A 16,221-nucleotide genomic window follows, 5' to 3' on the forward strand; every position below is an offset into this window, starting at 1 on the left:
CATAATATGTTCATTTACGCAAATTGTTTGGAAAATGTAATTATTTCGTTCATCTTCTCTATCGCCCTGCCGTCGTCAATTATTTTTTCCGCCGTTTTTATTCCCGATTCCAACGATTCTGCTCTGCCTGAAACATAGATTGCGGCTCCCGCATTGAGACATACGGCATTTCGTTTTCCGCCCCTTAATTTTCCGTTAAGTATGTTTCTTGTTATTTCGGCATTTTCTTCCGGAGTTCCTCCGATCAGTTCCGCCTTATCACATCTTTTATATCCGAAATCCTCAGGTTGAATCTCATATTCTCTAAACCAGCCTTCTCTTAATTCGCACACATATGTACTGTCGCTTGCGGATATTTCATCCAGACCGTCCATACCGTAAACCGTCATTCCTCTTTTGACTCCGAGGTTTGATAACACTCTGCTCATCGGTTTTACCAAGGCTTTGTCATATACTCCCAACACCTGTGTACTTGCCTTTGCGGGATTGGTAAGAGGCCCCAATATGTTAAATATCGTCCTTATTCCGAGCATTTTTCTGACAGGCGCAACAAATTTCATGGCAGAATGATATTTGACGGCAAAAAGAAAACAGAAATTATATTTTTCCAACATCTCCAAACTCTTATCTTTATCGAGTGTTATGTTTAATCCCAATTTCTCTAATACATCCGCCGCTCCGGATTTTGATGACGCCGCCCTGTTGCCGTGTTTTGCAACTTTAACTCCCGCGGCGGCCGCAACGAATGCCGATGTTGTTGATATATTAAATGAATTGGATTTGTCTCCTCCCGTTCCCACTATCTCGGTAATATCCGCGTATGTTTCAATGGTATCTGCATGATTGCGCATTGAAAGCGCTCCTGCCGTTATTTCTTCTGTGGTTGCACCTTTTATTTCAAGTGCCGTAAGAAATGATGCCGTTTGAATGTTATCGGCTTCTCCCCCCATAATTTCATCCATTACGGATATCATTTCGGCACGTGTTAAATCCTGCCCTTCGACAAGTTTCGATATTGCTCCGTTAATCATGGTTACTCCCCCTCCGAAAAGTTTTTATGTTAAAATCTCTTTCATTAAAAGCTTTTATTGTTCATGAATGTTTTTCGGTATTTAATCACACCGTACTTTACGATGTTTTATGTCTCATATTTATATTTCGTGTATTTGCGTTTTATGTTTTATAAAGTTTCAAAAAAATTTTTTATCATTGTATGTCCGTCCGGCGTAAGTACGGATTCCGGATGAAATTGCAGCCCGACTATGTTGTAATCTTTATGCTCAACAGCCATTACTTCGCCGTCTTCGGTTCTTGCGGTAACCCTTAATTCATCCGGTAAAGTACTTTCCACTGCCGCCAAAGAATGATATCTTGCCACTTTAAACGGCTGCTCTATTCCGTCAAATATCTTACTGTTTTCACTTTTTACAAAGGAGACTTTACCGTGCATCAGTTCCTTTGCATAACTTACTGTTCCTCCGAACGCCTCGCAAATTGCCTGATGTCCTAGACAAACTCCCAGTATGGGATATAATCCCTTAAGCTCCTTAACCACGTCTTCACATATTCCGGCGTCTTTCGGTTTCCCGGGACCCGGACTTAAAAATATTGCTTCCGGATTAAGTTCTTTAATATTATTAATCGTAATCTCATCATTTCTTACGACCTTTATGTCATCTCTGAATGAAGCAAGAAGCTGATATAAGTTGTAAGAAAAACTGTCATAATTATCTATCAGCAAAACCATATCAATTACTTCCTTTCTTTATTGCTTCCACAACGGCTTTTGCCTTGTTTATTCCTTCCATGTACTCGTTCTCCGGAACGGAATCATATACTATTCCGGCTCCGCTTCTGACGCAAATCATGCCGTCTTTTTTATAAACGAGTCTTATTCCTATTCCCGTATCAAGATTGCCCGCAAAATCAATATATCCTACGGCACCGCCGTATATACCGCGCTTTCTTTCTTCCAATTCTTCAATAATTTCACATGCTCTTATTTTAGGAGCTCCCGAAAGAGTACCGGCGGGAAGGATTGAATCTATTGCATTTACGGCATCGCAGTCGTCTCTTATCTGTCCGACAACCGTGGAACCTATGTGCATTACATGTGAAAACCTCTCAATCGCCATATATTTTTCAACTTTCACAGTTCCCGGCTTTGAAATCTTTCCTATGTCGTTTCGTCCCAGATCCACAAGCATGTTGTGTTCCGCACACTCTTTTTCATCACTTAAGAGTTCTTCTTCTATGATCTTGTCTTCCGCAGGTGTAGAACCTCTTTTCCTTGTTCCCGCGAGAGGGAATGTATATACTTCTCCGTTTTCCAGCTTTGCAAGTGTTTCCGGAGATGCACCGGCAATTTCAACATCGTCACTCGAGAAGTAAAACATATAAGGAGAAGGATTGGTCGTCCTTAATATTCTGTATGTATCAAACAGTGAACCTTCCGCTTTTGCCGTAAGAGGATTGGAAAGTACCACCTGAAATATGTCTCCCTCTTTTATATAATGTTTTGCCTTATTGACCATTTCGCAAAATCTTTCTTTGTCATACTCAGGCGTAAGTTCACCGTCTAATGTAAGCTTTTCAAATATGTGGCGTTTGTCGCTTCCGAGAAGTTCCGCCATTTTCTTTAATCTTTCAACGGCGTCTGCATATAAATCGTCAATTGATTCATTTCCGTCCGGTCTGTTAACTCCGGTAATAAGTTTTATTTTTTGTTCATCATTGTCAAATACAACCATGGAATTGAATAACATAAGGTCAACATCCCTGAAGCCCTCTCCCTTTTTGTTTGAGAACTTAAGACTCGGTTCGGCATATTTTATGTAATCATATGAAAAATATCCCACAAGTCCCCCCGAAAGAGGCGGAAATCCCTGAATCATCGGACTCCTGTATTGTTTTATGATTTCTCTTATTTTATCTCCGGGATGAGCCACTTGTATTTTTTTTACATCCGTTCTTTTATTTCCTTCCATTTGAGAAATTGTCATTTCTCCGTTAAGGCATGTGATTTCCGTTTCCGGTTCAAATCCGATAAATGAATATCTTCCCCATCTGTGGGTATTGTCTGCGCTTTCAAATAAAAACACGTGATCGTATACGGCCTTTGCTTTTCTTACCGCTTCGACAGGTGTAAGGCTGTCGCTTAATATTTCCATACATATGGGAATTCTTCCGTAATCTTTGTTTTCAAAATACTTCTTTACCTCACTTGCCGTCGGATAAGTTTCTGACGGATAAAAAGAATTAATGTCTGACATATGTGCTCCTTTTATAAATAATAAGTAATTTTAATTAGTGTAATTTATGTAATACATTGCCGTTTTGAAGAGAACATTGTTTTTGAAAACAACAAAAAATCCCGTCCTCAACAAACAAAGGTTTGTCAAGGACGGGATTTTATTCCCGCGGTGCCACCTTGAATTCACGACATCAGTCGCGCACTTAACGGAGTACCATCATACTCCCTGTGATTAACGCTCACATCACGTTGCAGAATACTGGGCATATAAATGCTGTTGACTGCACCCTCAGCGGTCCATTTGAAAAGCTGTTACTGCCCGGCTCTCACCTGCCCGAACTCTCTGTAAGCACATATCTTAACGTTATCTCCGCATCAACGGTTTATGTTATTCATTTAATTTGTTTGGTATGGTAGCAGAAAAATTAACATATGTCAATAAATCCGACAATTTGTATCTTAAAAAATACTTACTGCAAAATCCGTTAACCGTATATTTTAACTGTCTACTCCTTAACTGTTATAACCGGAGCTGTCCATTTATTGATTCTATCCATATCAGGATAATATATTCTCATATATAAATGAAATTCATCTTCATTTACCGGAAGCCAGTTTGATACATTTTCAGGTTCATTGGCAGAAACCGTAATATAGAATGTTCCGTCGTCATTAATCGCATAGTATGAACGGTCATTAATGCAATAGCGTTTTAAATGGTTGTCTATAAGAAAGTCGTCGCTTCCGTACGCCGTAACCGACCAGAAACCTTTTTCAAGTACGGGTGGCACCGAACTGAAATGTATACGATATGTATGCTTTCCGCTCATCCTTTCTCCCGTATCGTCCGTATCTGTTTTAGCATACAGCGCTACATCTAATGTGTTTGCTCCCAATCCTCCGAGAGCTATCATTGCACGATAATCATATTCCGTTCCGAAATCTCCTATAGGACGTCCGAAATAACTCCACTGTCCCATTTTTACCGAAAATTTCGAGCCCTTTCGTATTAATTCATCTTTCAGTCCTTTGATAAAATCACTCCAAAGCAATGGCACGTCCGCTCCTAAAATTTTTTTATCAAATTTAAGACCGGGACCGACATTAACTGCCGATATTTTTTTGAGTATATCCTTATCTTCTTTTGACGGAGGATTTTGTATCATTAATTCGTTGGCTTTTGTAAAAAATTCTTCAAATCCCATTGAAAACACCTTGTCAACCGGAACATAATCATTTTCTTTTTTATAAGTACCTTCGGGTGCTTTATATTCCTTCTCAGAAATATATGCAGACAACGGGACTAATGACATTTTGTTTTGTATTTCCGTTACGTTATCAATGTCATATCTGTTCTTAAGTATACATCTTCCTATAAACCATGCCGTATCTGTAGGTATATTTATTCTTGTAACTTCCTGAGGCAATATGCCGTTCCATACGGGGGATGTTATTGCATAGGATCCGGGCTTTGTAAGTACATCTGCCGTATTTGTCCATGCATCCAACAACTGCACATTAAAAAATCTGTCTGTATCGGGCATTGTAAATATTAAAGGTTCTACGCTGAGATCAAGCCATACCTGACTGTACACTGTGTCAACATTCGGAGTTACAACTGTTTTAAATTCAGCATCTGCCGTATTGTCTCCGTGCAAAAATTGATTAATCGGAACCTTACCGTTTCCCGGCCTTTCTGTATTTATTGAAACAGTCTTTGTTGCATCCATAAGTACGAGAGGAAATGCATAAATATACGCTTCTTTTAAAACAGACATTACATCAGATTGCTGCATACATTCCGAAGAACTTCCGCCTCCCGAAGTTTCGGGATAATTTGATCCTGTACATCCTGCAAGCGGTATATCCATACAATGTGCCAAAAACAAATTTTTTTTCATATATATCCTCCCTTTTATCGTAATTTACGTGGTTTGCCTTTTTCTTATACCACAACCGTACCGTTATATCTAACCTAATAGGTACTTATAAAAACAAATAAGTCTCTGACCGGGTGTAATTTATTCTCCGATTCTTCCGGGTAATGTTTTGCATAATTTACGATATTATTTTTCCAAATAATAAAATTATCAGGGCAAACAAAAAGAGACTGTGTACTACAGTCTCTTAAAAATGAACTAAAACATTAAGTTAATCCACATAATTTTAATATGTAATGCATAAACCGAATACGAAATTTAAAACTCTTTCTGTCCGATTTCAATTACTTTTTAACATGATGACCCGCATTCCACAGTCTGTCAGCCGTCGCTTCCCAGTCAGCTGCGTAATTTTCGCATTTACCGCAAAGGTGCTCAACAGGTTCAGGCGACTGTAAATCCGTAGACTTAGCGCCTGTCTCGTGAACCATCTGAACAAGCTTTTCAGGGTTCTCAAGCATAGGACACGGTTTTAAATGATTAGGGTTAAACGGCTGATTGTCCTTATAAGCCTTAAATAACGGCTGTTTTAAGCAGTCAAGCAGGCTCATGTCATGAATATTGGCGGATGAATAATGTATAAACACGCAAGGTTCCACATCACCGTTAGGATTAATATGACAGTAATACTTACCGCCTGCTATACATCCCGAAACGTATTCACCGTCATTCTGGAAGTCAACGGCAATAATAGGCTTACCGCCTTTTCCGCCTCTTATCTCCCTTACTCTGTTATACATATACTCTCTCTGTTCAGGTGAGAGCAACAAATCCGTTGAAGCGTCATTTCCTACAGGCATGTAGTGGAAATACCATGTATATTTAACGCCTTTTGAAATAATCATATCCAAAAATTCATCTGATGTTACAGTCTTATAATTAGAACTTGTATAACAAATGGATGTACCGAAGAGAAGCTTATGCTTTCTCATAATATCCATTGCATGCATAACTTTCTGGAATACGCCTTTTCCTCTTCTGAGATCGTTTACTTCCTCAAATCCCTCAAGAGATATTGAAGGAGCAATATTTCCCAATCTGACAACTTCTTCACAGAATGCGTCATCAATAAGTGTGCCGTTGGTAAATATATGGAATGAGCTGTACGGATGTTTTTCCGCAAGTTTGAGAATGTCCGCCTTACGAATAAGAGGCTCTCCTCCCGTCATAAGCCAGGCATATATACCCAACTCCTCTCCTTCCGTAATTACCCTGTCAAGATCTTCATACGAAAGCTGAATAAGGTTTCCGTATTCAGCAGACCAACATCCCGTACATTTTAAATTACATGCACTTGTAGGGTCGATAAGAATAATCCAAGGTATGGATACATCATGTTTCTTCTTAAGGTCCTGTGCAATACGGAATCCTCTGTATCCGGCCTCATATGCCGTATTAAGAGCTTTTCCCTTTATAATGTTTGGATGCACGTCGTTGAGCAGATTGTCAATATACTTCATCCACTTGCTGTCCGGCGAAGAACTGAAACCAAACATTTCATATGTAGCCGGACCCCAAATGTCGTACATAGTCTTTTTTACAAGATCGACAAGCTGCTTAATAGCCTTATTTCTATCAGAATGTGAATGTCTGATAACCGAATCAAGAACAGCTTCAAACATCTTTCTTTGTGCTTTATGAGCGAAATCTATCTTTGACATTATATAGCCTCATTAAATAATTATGCTGTGTGTTTGTTAAATACCTAAAATATCACACACTTCTTCTTTCATCTTATCCGCGGCGCATATTCTGTTATGACGGACAGGCGCCGTAATAATCTCCGATACTGCCTTTGGAACAGGTACTCCCGATATCTTTTCCAGTTCGCTAACCAATTCGAAATCGCCCTTATCGGCATATTTAGGGTCAATCGCTTCCATAACGCTCTTTGTAAACTTATACGGACTTGCCGTTGAGTCAACAATCGTAGGAGTTTTATCCCCCGTATCCGCAACATATTTGTTATAAACTGTTACCGCTACCGCAGTATGGGTGTCAAGGACATAATGTTCTTTCTCAAATACAGCCTTAATCGTGGCCTTGTCCTCATCTTCTGTTGCAAAACCGCCGTAGAATTCTCCTGCATTTGCAAAGCTTTCGGCAGAAACGCTGTAAACTCCCTTTGACGAAAGAGAATCCATATATTCCTTTGTCTTTTCAGCGTCCCTTCCCGTCATGAAATATATTAATCTTTCAAGATTGCTTGATACCAGTATGTCCATGGATGGAGAAGAAGTGAGAATGAATTCTCTGTTTTTATCGTATGTTCCGTTTTTAAAGAAATCATAAAGTACTTTATTCTCGTTTGAAGCACATATAAGCTTGTTAACGGGAAGCCCCATTTCCTTTGCATAATATGCAGCGAGAATATTTCCGAAATTACCTGTAGGAACAACAAAATTTACCTTGTCGCCGCTTTTTATCTTACCGTTCTTTAATAGAGTCTTATATGAATAGAAATAATAAACCACCTGTGGAACCAGTCTTCCGATATTAATCGAATTGGCTGATGAGAACTGATATCCGTTCTTATTCATTTTCTCCGCAAGTTCTTTATCATTAAAGATTTTCTTAACGCCTGTCTGTGCGTCATCAAAGTTTCCTTCGATTCCGACTACGTTTGTATTATCTCCTTCCTGAGTAAGCATCTGCTGCTTCTGAATCGGACTTACACCGTCTTTCGGATAAAATACAATTATACTTGTTCCCGGAACATCGGCAAAGCCGGCAAGAGCCGCCTTTCCCGTATCTCCTGAAGTAGCCGTAAGAATTACGATTTCATTATTTACATTATTCTTCTTTGCCGATACCTGCATAAGATACGGAAGTATGGATAAAGCCATGTCCTTGAAAGCAATGGTCTTACCGTGGAACAACTCCAATATGTATTCGTCCTTAAGTTCAACAAGCGGAGCAATTTCATCCGTATCGAATTTCTTATCGTATGCACTGTCGATGCAGTATTTTAATTCTTCCTCCGTAAAGTCCGTAAAAAACTGCTTCATAACTTCATATGCAACTTCACGGTAATTCATTTCCGTAAGAGCGTCCAATGAAACGCCGAGCTTAGGCATAACTTCAGGAACGAATAAACCTCCGTCATGGGATAAGCCCTGTAAAATAGCCTTTGATGCGCTCAGACTTACCTTATTATCTCTGGTACTTGTGTAATTCATATATTCCTCCGATGGTATTAAACACGGTAATTCTTATTTTTTGGCGTTGATGTAATTGATTAAACCTTCTGCATTTATAATTTTCTGCATAAACGGCGGAAAAGCCTGTCCCTTGTATGTCTTGCCCGTTGTTTTGTCGGTAATTATACCTGAATCAAAATCCACTTCAACTTCATCGCCTTCTTTGATTTCTCTTGAAGCTTCCGGACATTCCATAATCGGAAGACCGATATTTATTGAATTTCTGTAGAATATTCTCGCAAATGTCTCCGCAATAACGCAGCTTATTCCCGAGGCCTTAATCGCAATCGGAGCATGCTCTCTTGAAGATCCGCATCCGAAGTTCTTACCGCCGACCATTATGTCGCCCTTTTTAACTTTATTGACAAAATCCTTGTCAATATCTTCCATACAATGTAATGCAAGTTCCGCGGGATCTGATGAATTAAGATATCTTGCGGGAATAATTACATCCGTATCTACATTGTCACCGTACTTTATAGCATAACCTTTTGCTTCCATTAGCTCCTCCTACCGTTATAATCCAAGCTCAGCCGGCTGTGATAACTTACCTGTAACAGCACTTGCTGCGGCAACAGCAGGGCTTGCAAGGTATACTTCAGATTCTACATGTCCCATTCTTCCGACAAAGTTTCTGTTGGTTGTGGAAACACAACGCTCACCCGCCGCAAGAATTCCCATATATCCTCCGAGACACGGACCGCATGTTGAAGTACTTACTACTGCGCCAAATTCGATAAAGGTCTTAATAAGTCCCTCTTCCATGGCTTGTAAATAAATCTGCTGAGTGGCAGGTATTATAATTGCACGAACTCCGTCCGCAATCTTTCTGCCTTTCATTACTTCCGCAGCTTCTCTCATATCCTGGATATGTCCGTTTGTACATGATCCGATAACAACCTGATTAATAGGAATATCTCCGATGCTGTCAAATGTATGAGTGTTCTCCGGAAGATGAGGAAATGAAACAGTAGGCGTAAGTTCTGAAAGGTTAATGTCGTATACCGCAGAATATTCCGCGTCATCGTCCGCCGTATATTCAACCGGCTCTCTGTCGGAGTGTTCGGCGATGTATGCTCTTGTAACATCATCTACCGGGAATATACCGTTCTTTCCACCGGCTTCAATTGCCATGTTTGCAATGGTAAATCTGTCATCAATGGAGAGAGTCGCAACTCCGGGACCCGTGAATTCCATTGATTTGTAAAGCGCACCGTCCACGCCTATCATACCTATAATATGAAGTATTACATCTTTACCGCTTACCCACTTAGGAAGTTCTCCGGTTAAATTGAACTTAATGGCTTCGGGTACTTTAAACCATGCCTTACCGGTTGCCATTCCGGCAGCCATGTCAGTTGAACCGATACCTGTAGAAAACGCTCCGAGTGCACCGTATGTGCATGTATGAGAATCCGCGCCGATAACCACGTCTCCTGATACAACAAGTCCTTTTTCCGGGAGAAGCGCATGTTCTATACCCATTTGTCCTACTTCAAAGTAATTGGTAATGTTATTTTCTTTGGCAAATTCACGGACCATCTTACAGTGTTCTGCAGATTTAATATCCTTATTAGGAACAAAGTGATCGGGTACCAGAGCAATTTTATCTTTATTAAAAACCTCTTTGTTCTCAAATTTAGCCAACTCTTTAATTGCAACGGGTGATGTAATATCATTTCCCAATACCAAATCCAAGTCGGCCTCTATTAAATCTCCTGCCTTAACGCTTGAAAGTCCGGCATGTTTAGCCAATATTTTTTGAGTCATTGTCATTCCCATAACTCGAATCCTCCTTTTTTGCATTTTTTCATTGTATACTATAAAAAATTATTAAGCAACTACGGAGATTTGCTTAATATCCGTCTGATTTTCCGATTATGGCATTATATTATAAATATAGCCACAGAAACAACAGATTGTGTAAAAACTTATACATCAAAATATGCAATCAGGATGCAAATATTTAAATGTTTAAATAAATATCCCCAAAAAAGCACCTCAGTACACATCAGAATGCGTAATAGAGGTGCTTTCATATTCTAATTAAGGAATTAAATTAGTCATTCTTATGAAGTTCTTTATACTCTTCTGAATTAACTTTTACAAGATGTCCTGTTTCCCAAAGCTTATCAGCTGTTGCTTCCCATTCTGCAGCGTAGTTCTCACACTTGCCGCAAAGATGCTCAACAGGTTCAGGTGACTGTAAGTCAGTAGACTTAGCTCCCGTCTCGTGTACCATCTGAACAAGCTTCTCAGGGTTCTCAAGCATTGGACATGGCTTTAAGTGATTTGAGTTGAATGGCTGGTTAGCCTGATATGTCTTGAATAATGGCTGCTTTAAGCAATCAAGAAGGCTCATGTCATGGATATTGGCTGTTGAGTAGTGAATGAATACACATGGCTCAACGTCACCGTTAGGGTTAATATGACAGTAGTACTTACCGCCGGCAATACATCCTGAAACGAATTCACCGTCATTCTGGAAATCAACAGCAACGATTGGCTTACCGCCGTCGCCCTTTCTGATTTCTCTTACTCTGTGATACATATACTCTCTCTGCTCAGGTGTGAGGAGAAGATCCGTAGATGCATCGTTACCTACAGGCATGTAGTGGAAGTACCATGTATACTTAACACCCTTGGCAATGATCATATCAAGGAATTCGTCTGATGTAACAGTCTTGTAGTTTGCACTTGTGTAGCAAATTGATGTACCGAAAAGAAGTTTATGTTTCTTCATGATATCCATGGCACGCATAACCTTCTGGAATACACCCTTACCTCTTCTTAAGTCGTTAACTTCTTCGAAACCTTCAAGTGAGATTGAAGGAGCGATGTTACCGAGTCTTACAACTTCTTCACAGAACTCATCATCGATAAGTGTACCGTTTGTGAAAAGGTGGAATGAGCTGTATGGATGAGCTTCAGCGAGCTTTAAGATATCTTTCTTACGGATAAGAGGCTCACCGCCTGTCATAAGCCATGCATGAATACCGAGTTCCTCACCCTCTGTAATAACTCTGTCGAGATCTTCGTATGAAAGCTGAATCAAATGACCGTATTCAGCTGACCAACATCCCGTACACTTTAAGTTACATGCACTTGTAGGATCGATAAGAACTAACCATGGAATTGAAACACCATGCTTCTTTTTCTGTTCCTGAGCGATATGGAAACCTCTGAATCCGGCTTCAAGACCTGTATTAAGACCTTTACCCTTGATGATGTTAGGATGTACGTCATCAAGTAAGCTGTTGGCATATTTCATCCACTTGCTGTCAGGATCTGAGAAAATGTCTCTGAACATTTTGTATGCCGCAGGTCCCCAAACATCACCGAGTGTCTTCTCTATAAGATCTACAAGCTGCATAAGAGCTTTTCTTCTATCTGAATCTGAGTGCTTGATAGCTGCATCAAGAACTACTTCGAACATTTTTCTTTGTGCCTTATGTGCAAAATCAATTTTTGCTGCCATTTCATTATCCTCCTAAATGTCTCTCTTTATCTCGTGTTGTATTCTATGATTGAAAATGCTTTATTTCATTAGACAAATATATGCTGTTGTGAACTTAGTAAACACATTTATACCTTTGTTACCGGTTTTTACCGCTAAATGTTATCTTTTTAACTACCTTTTATCGGACAATAAAAAACAAGCGCAAACAGAGCTTCAAATAATCTCCGTTTGCGCCTGACATCAATCCTCCATCTGTGAGAATTCCAACTGACAGCCCAGAATAAATACCACCGTTTCCGTTACGGACTTATGTGAAGCTTCAATAAATTCTTCACCGCTTATATCGCTGTTTAAACCTCTTTTAACCGCAGCAGCCAATCCTTCACAGAAAAAGTCTATAAGACAATCCGTCACTTCCCTTTTTGCGTCCGGAAGAACGACCTCGGATAATCCGTGTGCAAAAGGAGAAAGAGATTCGATAAATGTATCATGGAAACTGTTTTGCCCGTTTGAATCAAATAGCTTCTTATAAAATGATTTGTTATTAAATAAGTATCTGAACAGATCGTCAAAAAACCAAATCATCTCGTAGCCCACAAGCTGTTCGTGTTCGTCTAAGAATTCATATCTGAATATCCAGCTCACCAAATCGTATTTATCTCTGAAATGATAATAAAAACTCTTTCTTGTAAGACCGCAGTCTTCGCAAATTTCGCCTACGGATATCTTTTCAAAGGGTTTTTCCTTGAGAATTTTTTTAAAACTGTCTGATATTGCTTTTTTGGTTATTATTGAATCAGCCACTGCAGGTCCCCCGTAAAACATTTTATATAATTATTGTAATCGTTAAACTGAAATTCAATTTTTTGCATAACTCCAGAAACAAATAAATTGAATAGTTACATTTATATACATATAAGATAATTATGTAACTATTCAACTATTTTATATTTTTTGTCTGTAATTGCAATAGTAAATTGCCGATTTATTAAAAAATATTATATTACGCATTATATTTAACTATTTTCTGTACAATGCCCTGAATGAATTAAGTATACATATCATTGCCACGCCTACATCCGCAAATACAGCTATCCACATATTTGCAAATCCGAATGCACTCAGTATCAATATTGCGATTTTAACGGAGAGCGCAAATACAATGTTTTGGGTTACTATATTTAACGTAAATTTAGCAATTCTTTTTATCTTGGATATTTTTCTTATGTCATCATCCATAATAACAATATCCGCCGCTTCTATTGCCGCATCAGAGCCTATGGCTCCCATTGCAAATCCGACGTCTGACCTTGCAATAACCGGAGTATCGTTAATTCCGTCTCCCACAAAGGCAAGCCTGTGATGTTTATCATTATGCTCTAAAAGCTCTTCTACCTTGGTCACCTTATCTCCGGGCAGTAAGTCTGTATATACTCTGTCAAGATTAAGTTCTGCCGCCACCTTTTCACCGGCTTCTTTTCTGTCGCCGGTAAGCATAACAATATTCGATACGCCGTTTTCTCTGAGGCTCTCTATTGCCTCTTTTGCTTCAGGTTTCACAACATCCGATATTACGATGTTGCCTATATATCTTCCGTCGGAAGCCAAATAACATACTGTTCCGGCACTTGTAACATAATCATGTTCCACGCCGTGATCACTTAACAGTTTTGCGTTGCCGGCGAGCACCTGTTTTCCGTCTATATTGGCGGAAATACCGTGTCCCGCAATATTTTTATTATCCTTAATTATGGATATATCCACTTTATTTCCGCTCTGCTCATATGCTTCTTTAATTGAAACAGCAATCGGATGTGTTGACATTTCCTCAGCATGAGCCGCAATTCTCAGCAAATCTTCTTTTGATACGCCTTCAACGGGATTTATTGACGTGATTTCAAATACGCCTCTTGTAAGCGTACCGGTTTTATCAAATACAACCGTATTAATTTTTGCCGCCTGCTCTAAGAAGATTCCTCCCTTAACAAGTATTCCCCGTTTTGATGCATTACCGATTCCCGCAAAGAATCCGAGAGGAACCGATATGACAAGCGCGCACGGACAGCTTACAACAAGGAATGTACATGCCCTTTGAAGCCATTCAAACCATTCACCCGTTATCAGCGATGGGATTATAAATAACGCAACGGCGCCCAATACCACTATCGGCGTATAATATTTTGCAAACTTTGTAATAAACTTTTCCGTTTTACCTTTTTTGGAGCCTGCATTTTCTACAAGTTCAAGAATTTGAGCAACAGTTGAATCTTCATATTCTTTGGTAGCTTTCATCTTTATGACTGACGATACATTTACACAGCCGCTGATTACGGCCTCATCCGCTTTTATTGTTCGCGGAACTGATTCTCCCGTAAGTGATGACGTATCAAGTGTAGACTCCCCTGAGATTACAACGCCGTCAACCGGAACCTTTTCTCCCGGTTTAACAACAATAATATCACCTATGCAAACTTCATCCGGATCTATTGTAACAATCTCACCGTCACGTTCCACATTTGCAAATTCGGGTGCAATATCCATAAGCTCTTTGATTGACCTTCTGGACTTTTCTACAGCCATATCCTGGAAAAATTCGCCGATTTGGTAGAAAAGCATAACCGCAACGCCTTCTTCATATTCGCCGACCACAAATGCTCCCACGGTTGCTATGAGCATGAGAAAATTCTCATCAAACACCTGTCCTCTGAAAATGTTATATACAGCCTCGGTAATTACATCTATACCTATAATTACAAAAGGAACCGCAAACAGGAATAACTCAACCAAATTATATCCGTTTACATCTGCGACCGGCAGCAGCGACATATGTGACAAGACCATCAGCAATGCAAGTATGCAGCCACCGATAATTATTCTTGCAAGTCGGTTTTTTTGTTTTTTGGACATACCGTAATCTCCTAATATTATCTTTTAATTGTGACGCCTCTGTCCACTTTGTTGCATGCCTTTTCAGCCTGAACGATTATATCTTCAAACTTATCGTCATCCGCATCTATTGTTAACTTTTCAGCAAAGAAATTAATTGTGGCACTGTTTACCCCTTCTATTTTATTAATCGCTTCCTCCATTTTTGAAGCACAGTTGGCACAGTCAATTCCTTCTATAACAAATTTCTTTTTCATAATACTTCTCCTTAAAATTAAAATAATAATTATATATTCAACGCCGTATTGTTAATCATGAATACAATCTTCACAAATATGATCTTTGCCCATGTTTAAAATGAGTTCAACATGCAGGTCATCCAAAGAATAAAACGAATATCTTCCTTCCTTTCTCTGCTTGACAAGTCTTCCCTGTCTCAAAATCCTAAGCTGATGTGAAATAGCCGATTGTTCCATACCGAGTATCTCAGAAATTTCATCGACACTGCATTCTTTTTTCTCCTTGAGACAAAATAAAATATTTACTCTCGTTTTGTCTGAGAACATTTTGAACAAATTTGCAATTTCATCTGAGTGTTCATAATCCATAGTCACCTCCATGACCGTGTATATTATATATGATTACTTGTTCATATGTACATATTATCATATATTAATAACAAATACAACAATATTTTTATACATCGTTTTAATCCGCTCTTAAATCATATGATTACCTTAAAATGTACTTTGCTTCACAACATATGATTTAAATCTGATTGGTGCAATAATTAGATTGTAATGATAAACAGCCGGTAATTTAACCCTGATACAGGGATATGGAATATTGTAAAATTACGGAATATTATATATACATTATTTTAAAAACCTTTAAGATTAGTATGCCGCAATAAAAAATCAGAATAAAAAAACTACCACCTCAAAGGTGATAGTTTAATCAAAGTGAGCCCGCCGGGGTTCGAACCCGGGACACCTAGATTAAAAGTCTAGTGCTCTACCAACTGAGCTACGAGCCCGTATATACGGTCATACCATAACTGGGCTAGCTGGATTCGAACCAGCGAATGCAGGGATCAAAACCCTGTGCCTTACCGCTTGGCGATAGCCCATTATTAATATGAGGGTGGATAAAGGGATTCGAACCCTTGACCTTCAGAGCCACAATCTGACGCGCTAACCAACTGTGCTATACCCACCATATTCAAATGTGCCCAAAGGGATTCGAACCCCCGACCCACGGCTTAGAAGGCCGTTGCTCTATCCAGCTGAGCTATGGACACACAAAAGCGGGTGATGGGAATCGAACCCACGTATCCAGCTTGGAAGGCTGGTGTTCTACCATTGAACTACACCCGCATATACAAGTCGGGGTGACAGGATTCGAACCTGCGGCCTCTTGATCCCAAATCAAGCGCTCTAGCCAAGCTGAGCCACACCCCGACAATAACAACTTCATCAGAAG

Annotated in this window: 13 protein-coding genes and 6 tRNA genes; all 19 read right to left on the reverse strand. The window is 39.4% G+C overall.

Annotated features, from left to right (window positions below; genetic code table 11):
• Positions 1–14: 14 nt before the first annotated feature.
• Complete coding sequence (gene trpD / locus ACYQ1N_RS01510; RefSeq protein WP_459831908.1) at positions 15–1,031, reverse strand: anthranilate phosphoribosyltransferase; 1,017 nt, start codon at positions 1,029–1,031, stop codon at positions 15–17.
• Positions 1,032–1,180: 149 nt separating this feature from the next.
• Positions 1,181–1,747, reverse strand: a complete 567-nt coding sequence (locus tag ACYQ1N_RS01515) for an anthranilate synthase component II (protein WP_459831911.1) — start codon at positions 1,745–1,747, stop codon at positions 1,181–1,183.
• A 1-nt stretch (position 1,748) separates the two neighbouring features.
• Positions 1,749–3,272: an anthranilate synthase component I gene (trpE, locus tag ACYQ1N_RS01520; RefSeq protein ID WP_459831913.1), complete on the reverse strand. Its 1,524-nt coding sequence runs from the start codon at positions 3,270–3,272 to the stop codon at positions 1,749–1,751.
• A 487-nt stretch (positions 3,273–3,759) separates the two neighbouring features.
• Entirely contained in the window at positions 3,760–5,154 is a 1,395-nt protein-coding gene (locus tag ACYQ1N_RS01525) for a DUF1254 domain-containing protein (RefSeq protein ID WP_459831915.1), read from the reverse strand.
• Positions 5,155–5,477: 323 nt separating this feature from the next.
• A complete protein-coding gene (locus ACYQ1N_RS01530) occupies positions 5,478–6,854 on the reverse strand; it encodes a radical SAM protein (protein WP_459831916.1) in 1,377 nt (458 codons plus the stop codon).
• Positions 6,855–6,890: 36 nt separating this feature from the next.
• A complete protein-coding gene (gene thrC / locus ACYQ1N_RS01535; RefSeq protein WP_459831917.1) occupies positions 6,891–8,372 on the reverse strand; it encodes a threonine synthase in 1,482 nt (493 codons plus the stop codon).
• A 33-nt stretch (positions 8,373–8,405) separates the two neighbouring features.
• Positions 8,406–8,894, reverse strand: a complete 489-nt coding sequence (gene leuD, locus ACYQ1N_RS01540) for a 3-isopropylmalate dehydratase small subunit (protein ID WP_459831919.1) — start codon at positions 8,892–8,894, stop codon at positions 8,406–8,408.
• A 15-nt stretch (positions 8,895–8,909) separates the two neighbouring features.
• Positions 8,910–10,175, reverse strand: a complete 1,266-nt coding sequence (gene leuC, locus ACYQ1N_RS01545; RefSeq protein ID WP_459831922.1) for a 3-isopropylmalate dehydratase large subunit — start codon at positions 10,173–10,175, stop codon at positions 8,910–8,912.
• A gap of 277 nt (positions 10,176–10,452) precedes the next feature.
• Positions 10,453–11,871 (reverse strand): radical SAM protein, encoded by a 1,419-nt coding sequence (locus tag ACYQ1N_RS01550; RefSeq protein ID WP_459831924.1) that lies wholly within the window; start codon positions 11,869–11,871, stop codon positions 10,453–10,455.
• A gap of 222 nt (positions 11,872–12,093) precedes the next feature.
• Complete coding sequence (locus ACYQ1N_RS01555; protein WP_459831927.1) at positions 12,094–12,657, reverse strand: TetR/AcrR family transcriptional regulator C-terminal domain-containing protein; 564 nt, start codon at positions 12,655–12,657, stop codon at positions 12,094–12,096.
• Between the two features lie 216 nt (positions 12,658–12,873).
• Positions 12,874–14,760 (reverse strand): heavy metal translocating P-type ATPase, encoded by a 1,887-nt coding sequence (locus ACYQ1N_RS01560; protein ID WP_459831929.1) that lies wholly within the window; start codon positions 14,758–14,760, stop codon positions 12,874–12,876.
• A gap of 17 nt (positions 14,761–14,777) precedes the next feature.
• Positions 14,778–14,996 (reverse strand): cation transporter, encoded by a 219-nt coding sequence (locus tag ACYQ1N_RS01565; protein ID WP_459831931.1) that lies wholly within the window; start codon positions 14,994–14,996, stop codon positions 14,778–14,780.
• A gap of 51 nt (positions 14,997–15,047) precedes the next feature.
• Positions 15,048–15,347: an ArsR/SmtB family transcription factor gene (locus ACYQ1N_RS01570; RefSeq protein ID WP_459831933.1), complete on the reverse strand. Its 300-nt coding sequence runs from the start codon at positions 15,345–15,347 to the stop codon at positions 15,048–15,050.
• A 355-nt stretch (positions 15,348–15,702) separates the two neighbouring features.
• A tRNA-Lys gene (locus ACYQ1N_RS01575) sits at positions 15,703–15,775 on the reverse strand.
• Positions 15,776–15,796: 21 nt separating this feature from the next.
• Positions 15,797–15,868: transfer RNA gene (locus ACYQ1N_RS01580), tRNA-Gln, on the reverse strand.
• Positions 15,869–15,881: 13 nt separating this feature from the next.
• Positions 15,882–15,955: transfer RNA gene (locus ACYQ1N_RS01585), tRNA-His, on the reverse strand.
• A 10-nt stretch (positions 15,956–15,965) separates the two neighbouring features.
• Positions 15,966–16,039: transfer RNA gene (locus ACYQ1N_RS01590), tRNA-Arg, on the reverse strand.
• Between the two features lie 5 nt (positions 16,040–16,044).
• Positions 16,045–16,115, reverse strand: a tRNA-Gly gene (locus tag ACYQ1N_RS01595).
• Between the two features lie 9 nt (positions 16,116–16,124).
• Positions 16,125–16,199: transfer RNA gene (locus ACYQ1N_RS01600), tRNA-Pro, on the reverse strand.
• Positions 16,200–16,221 lie beyond the last annotated feature (22 nt).

The organism is Howardella ureilytica (assembly GCF_054657495.1).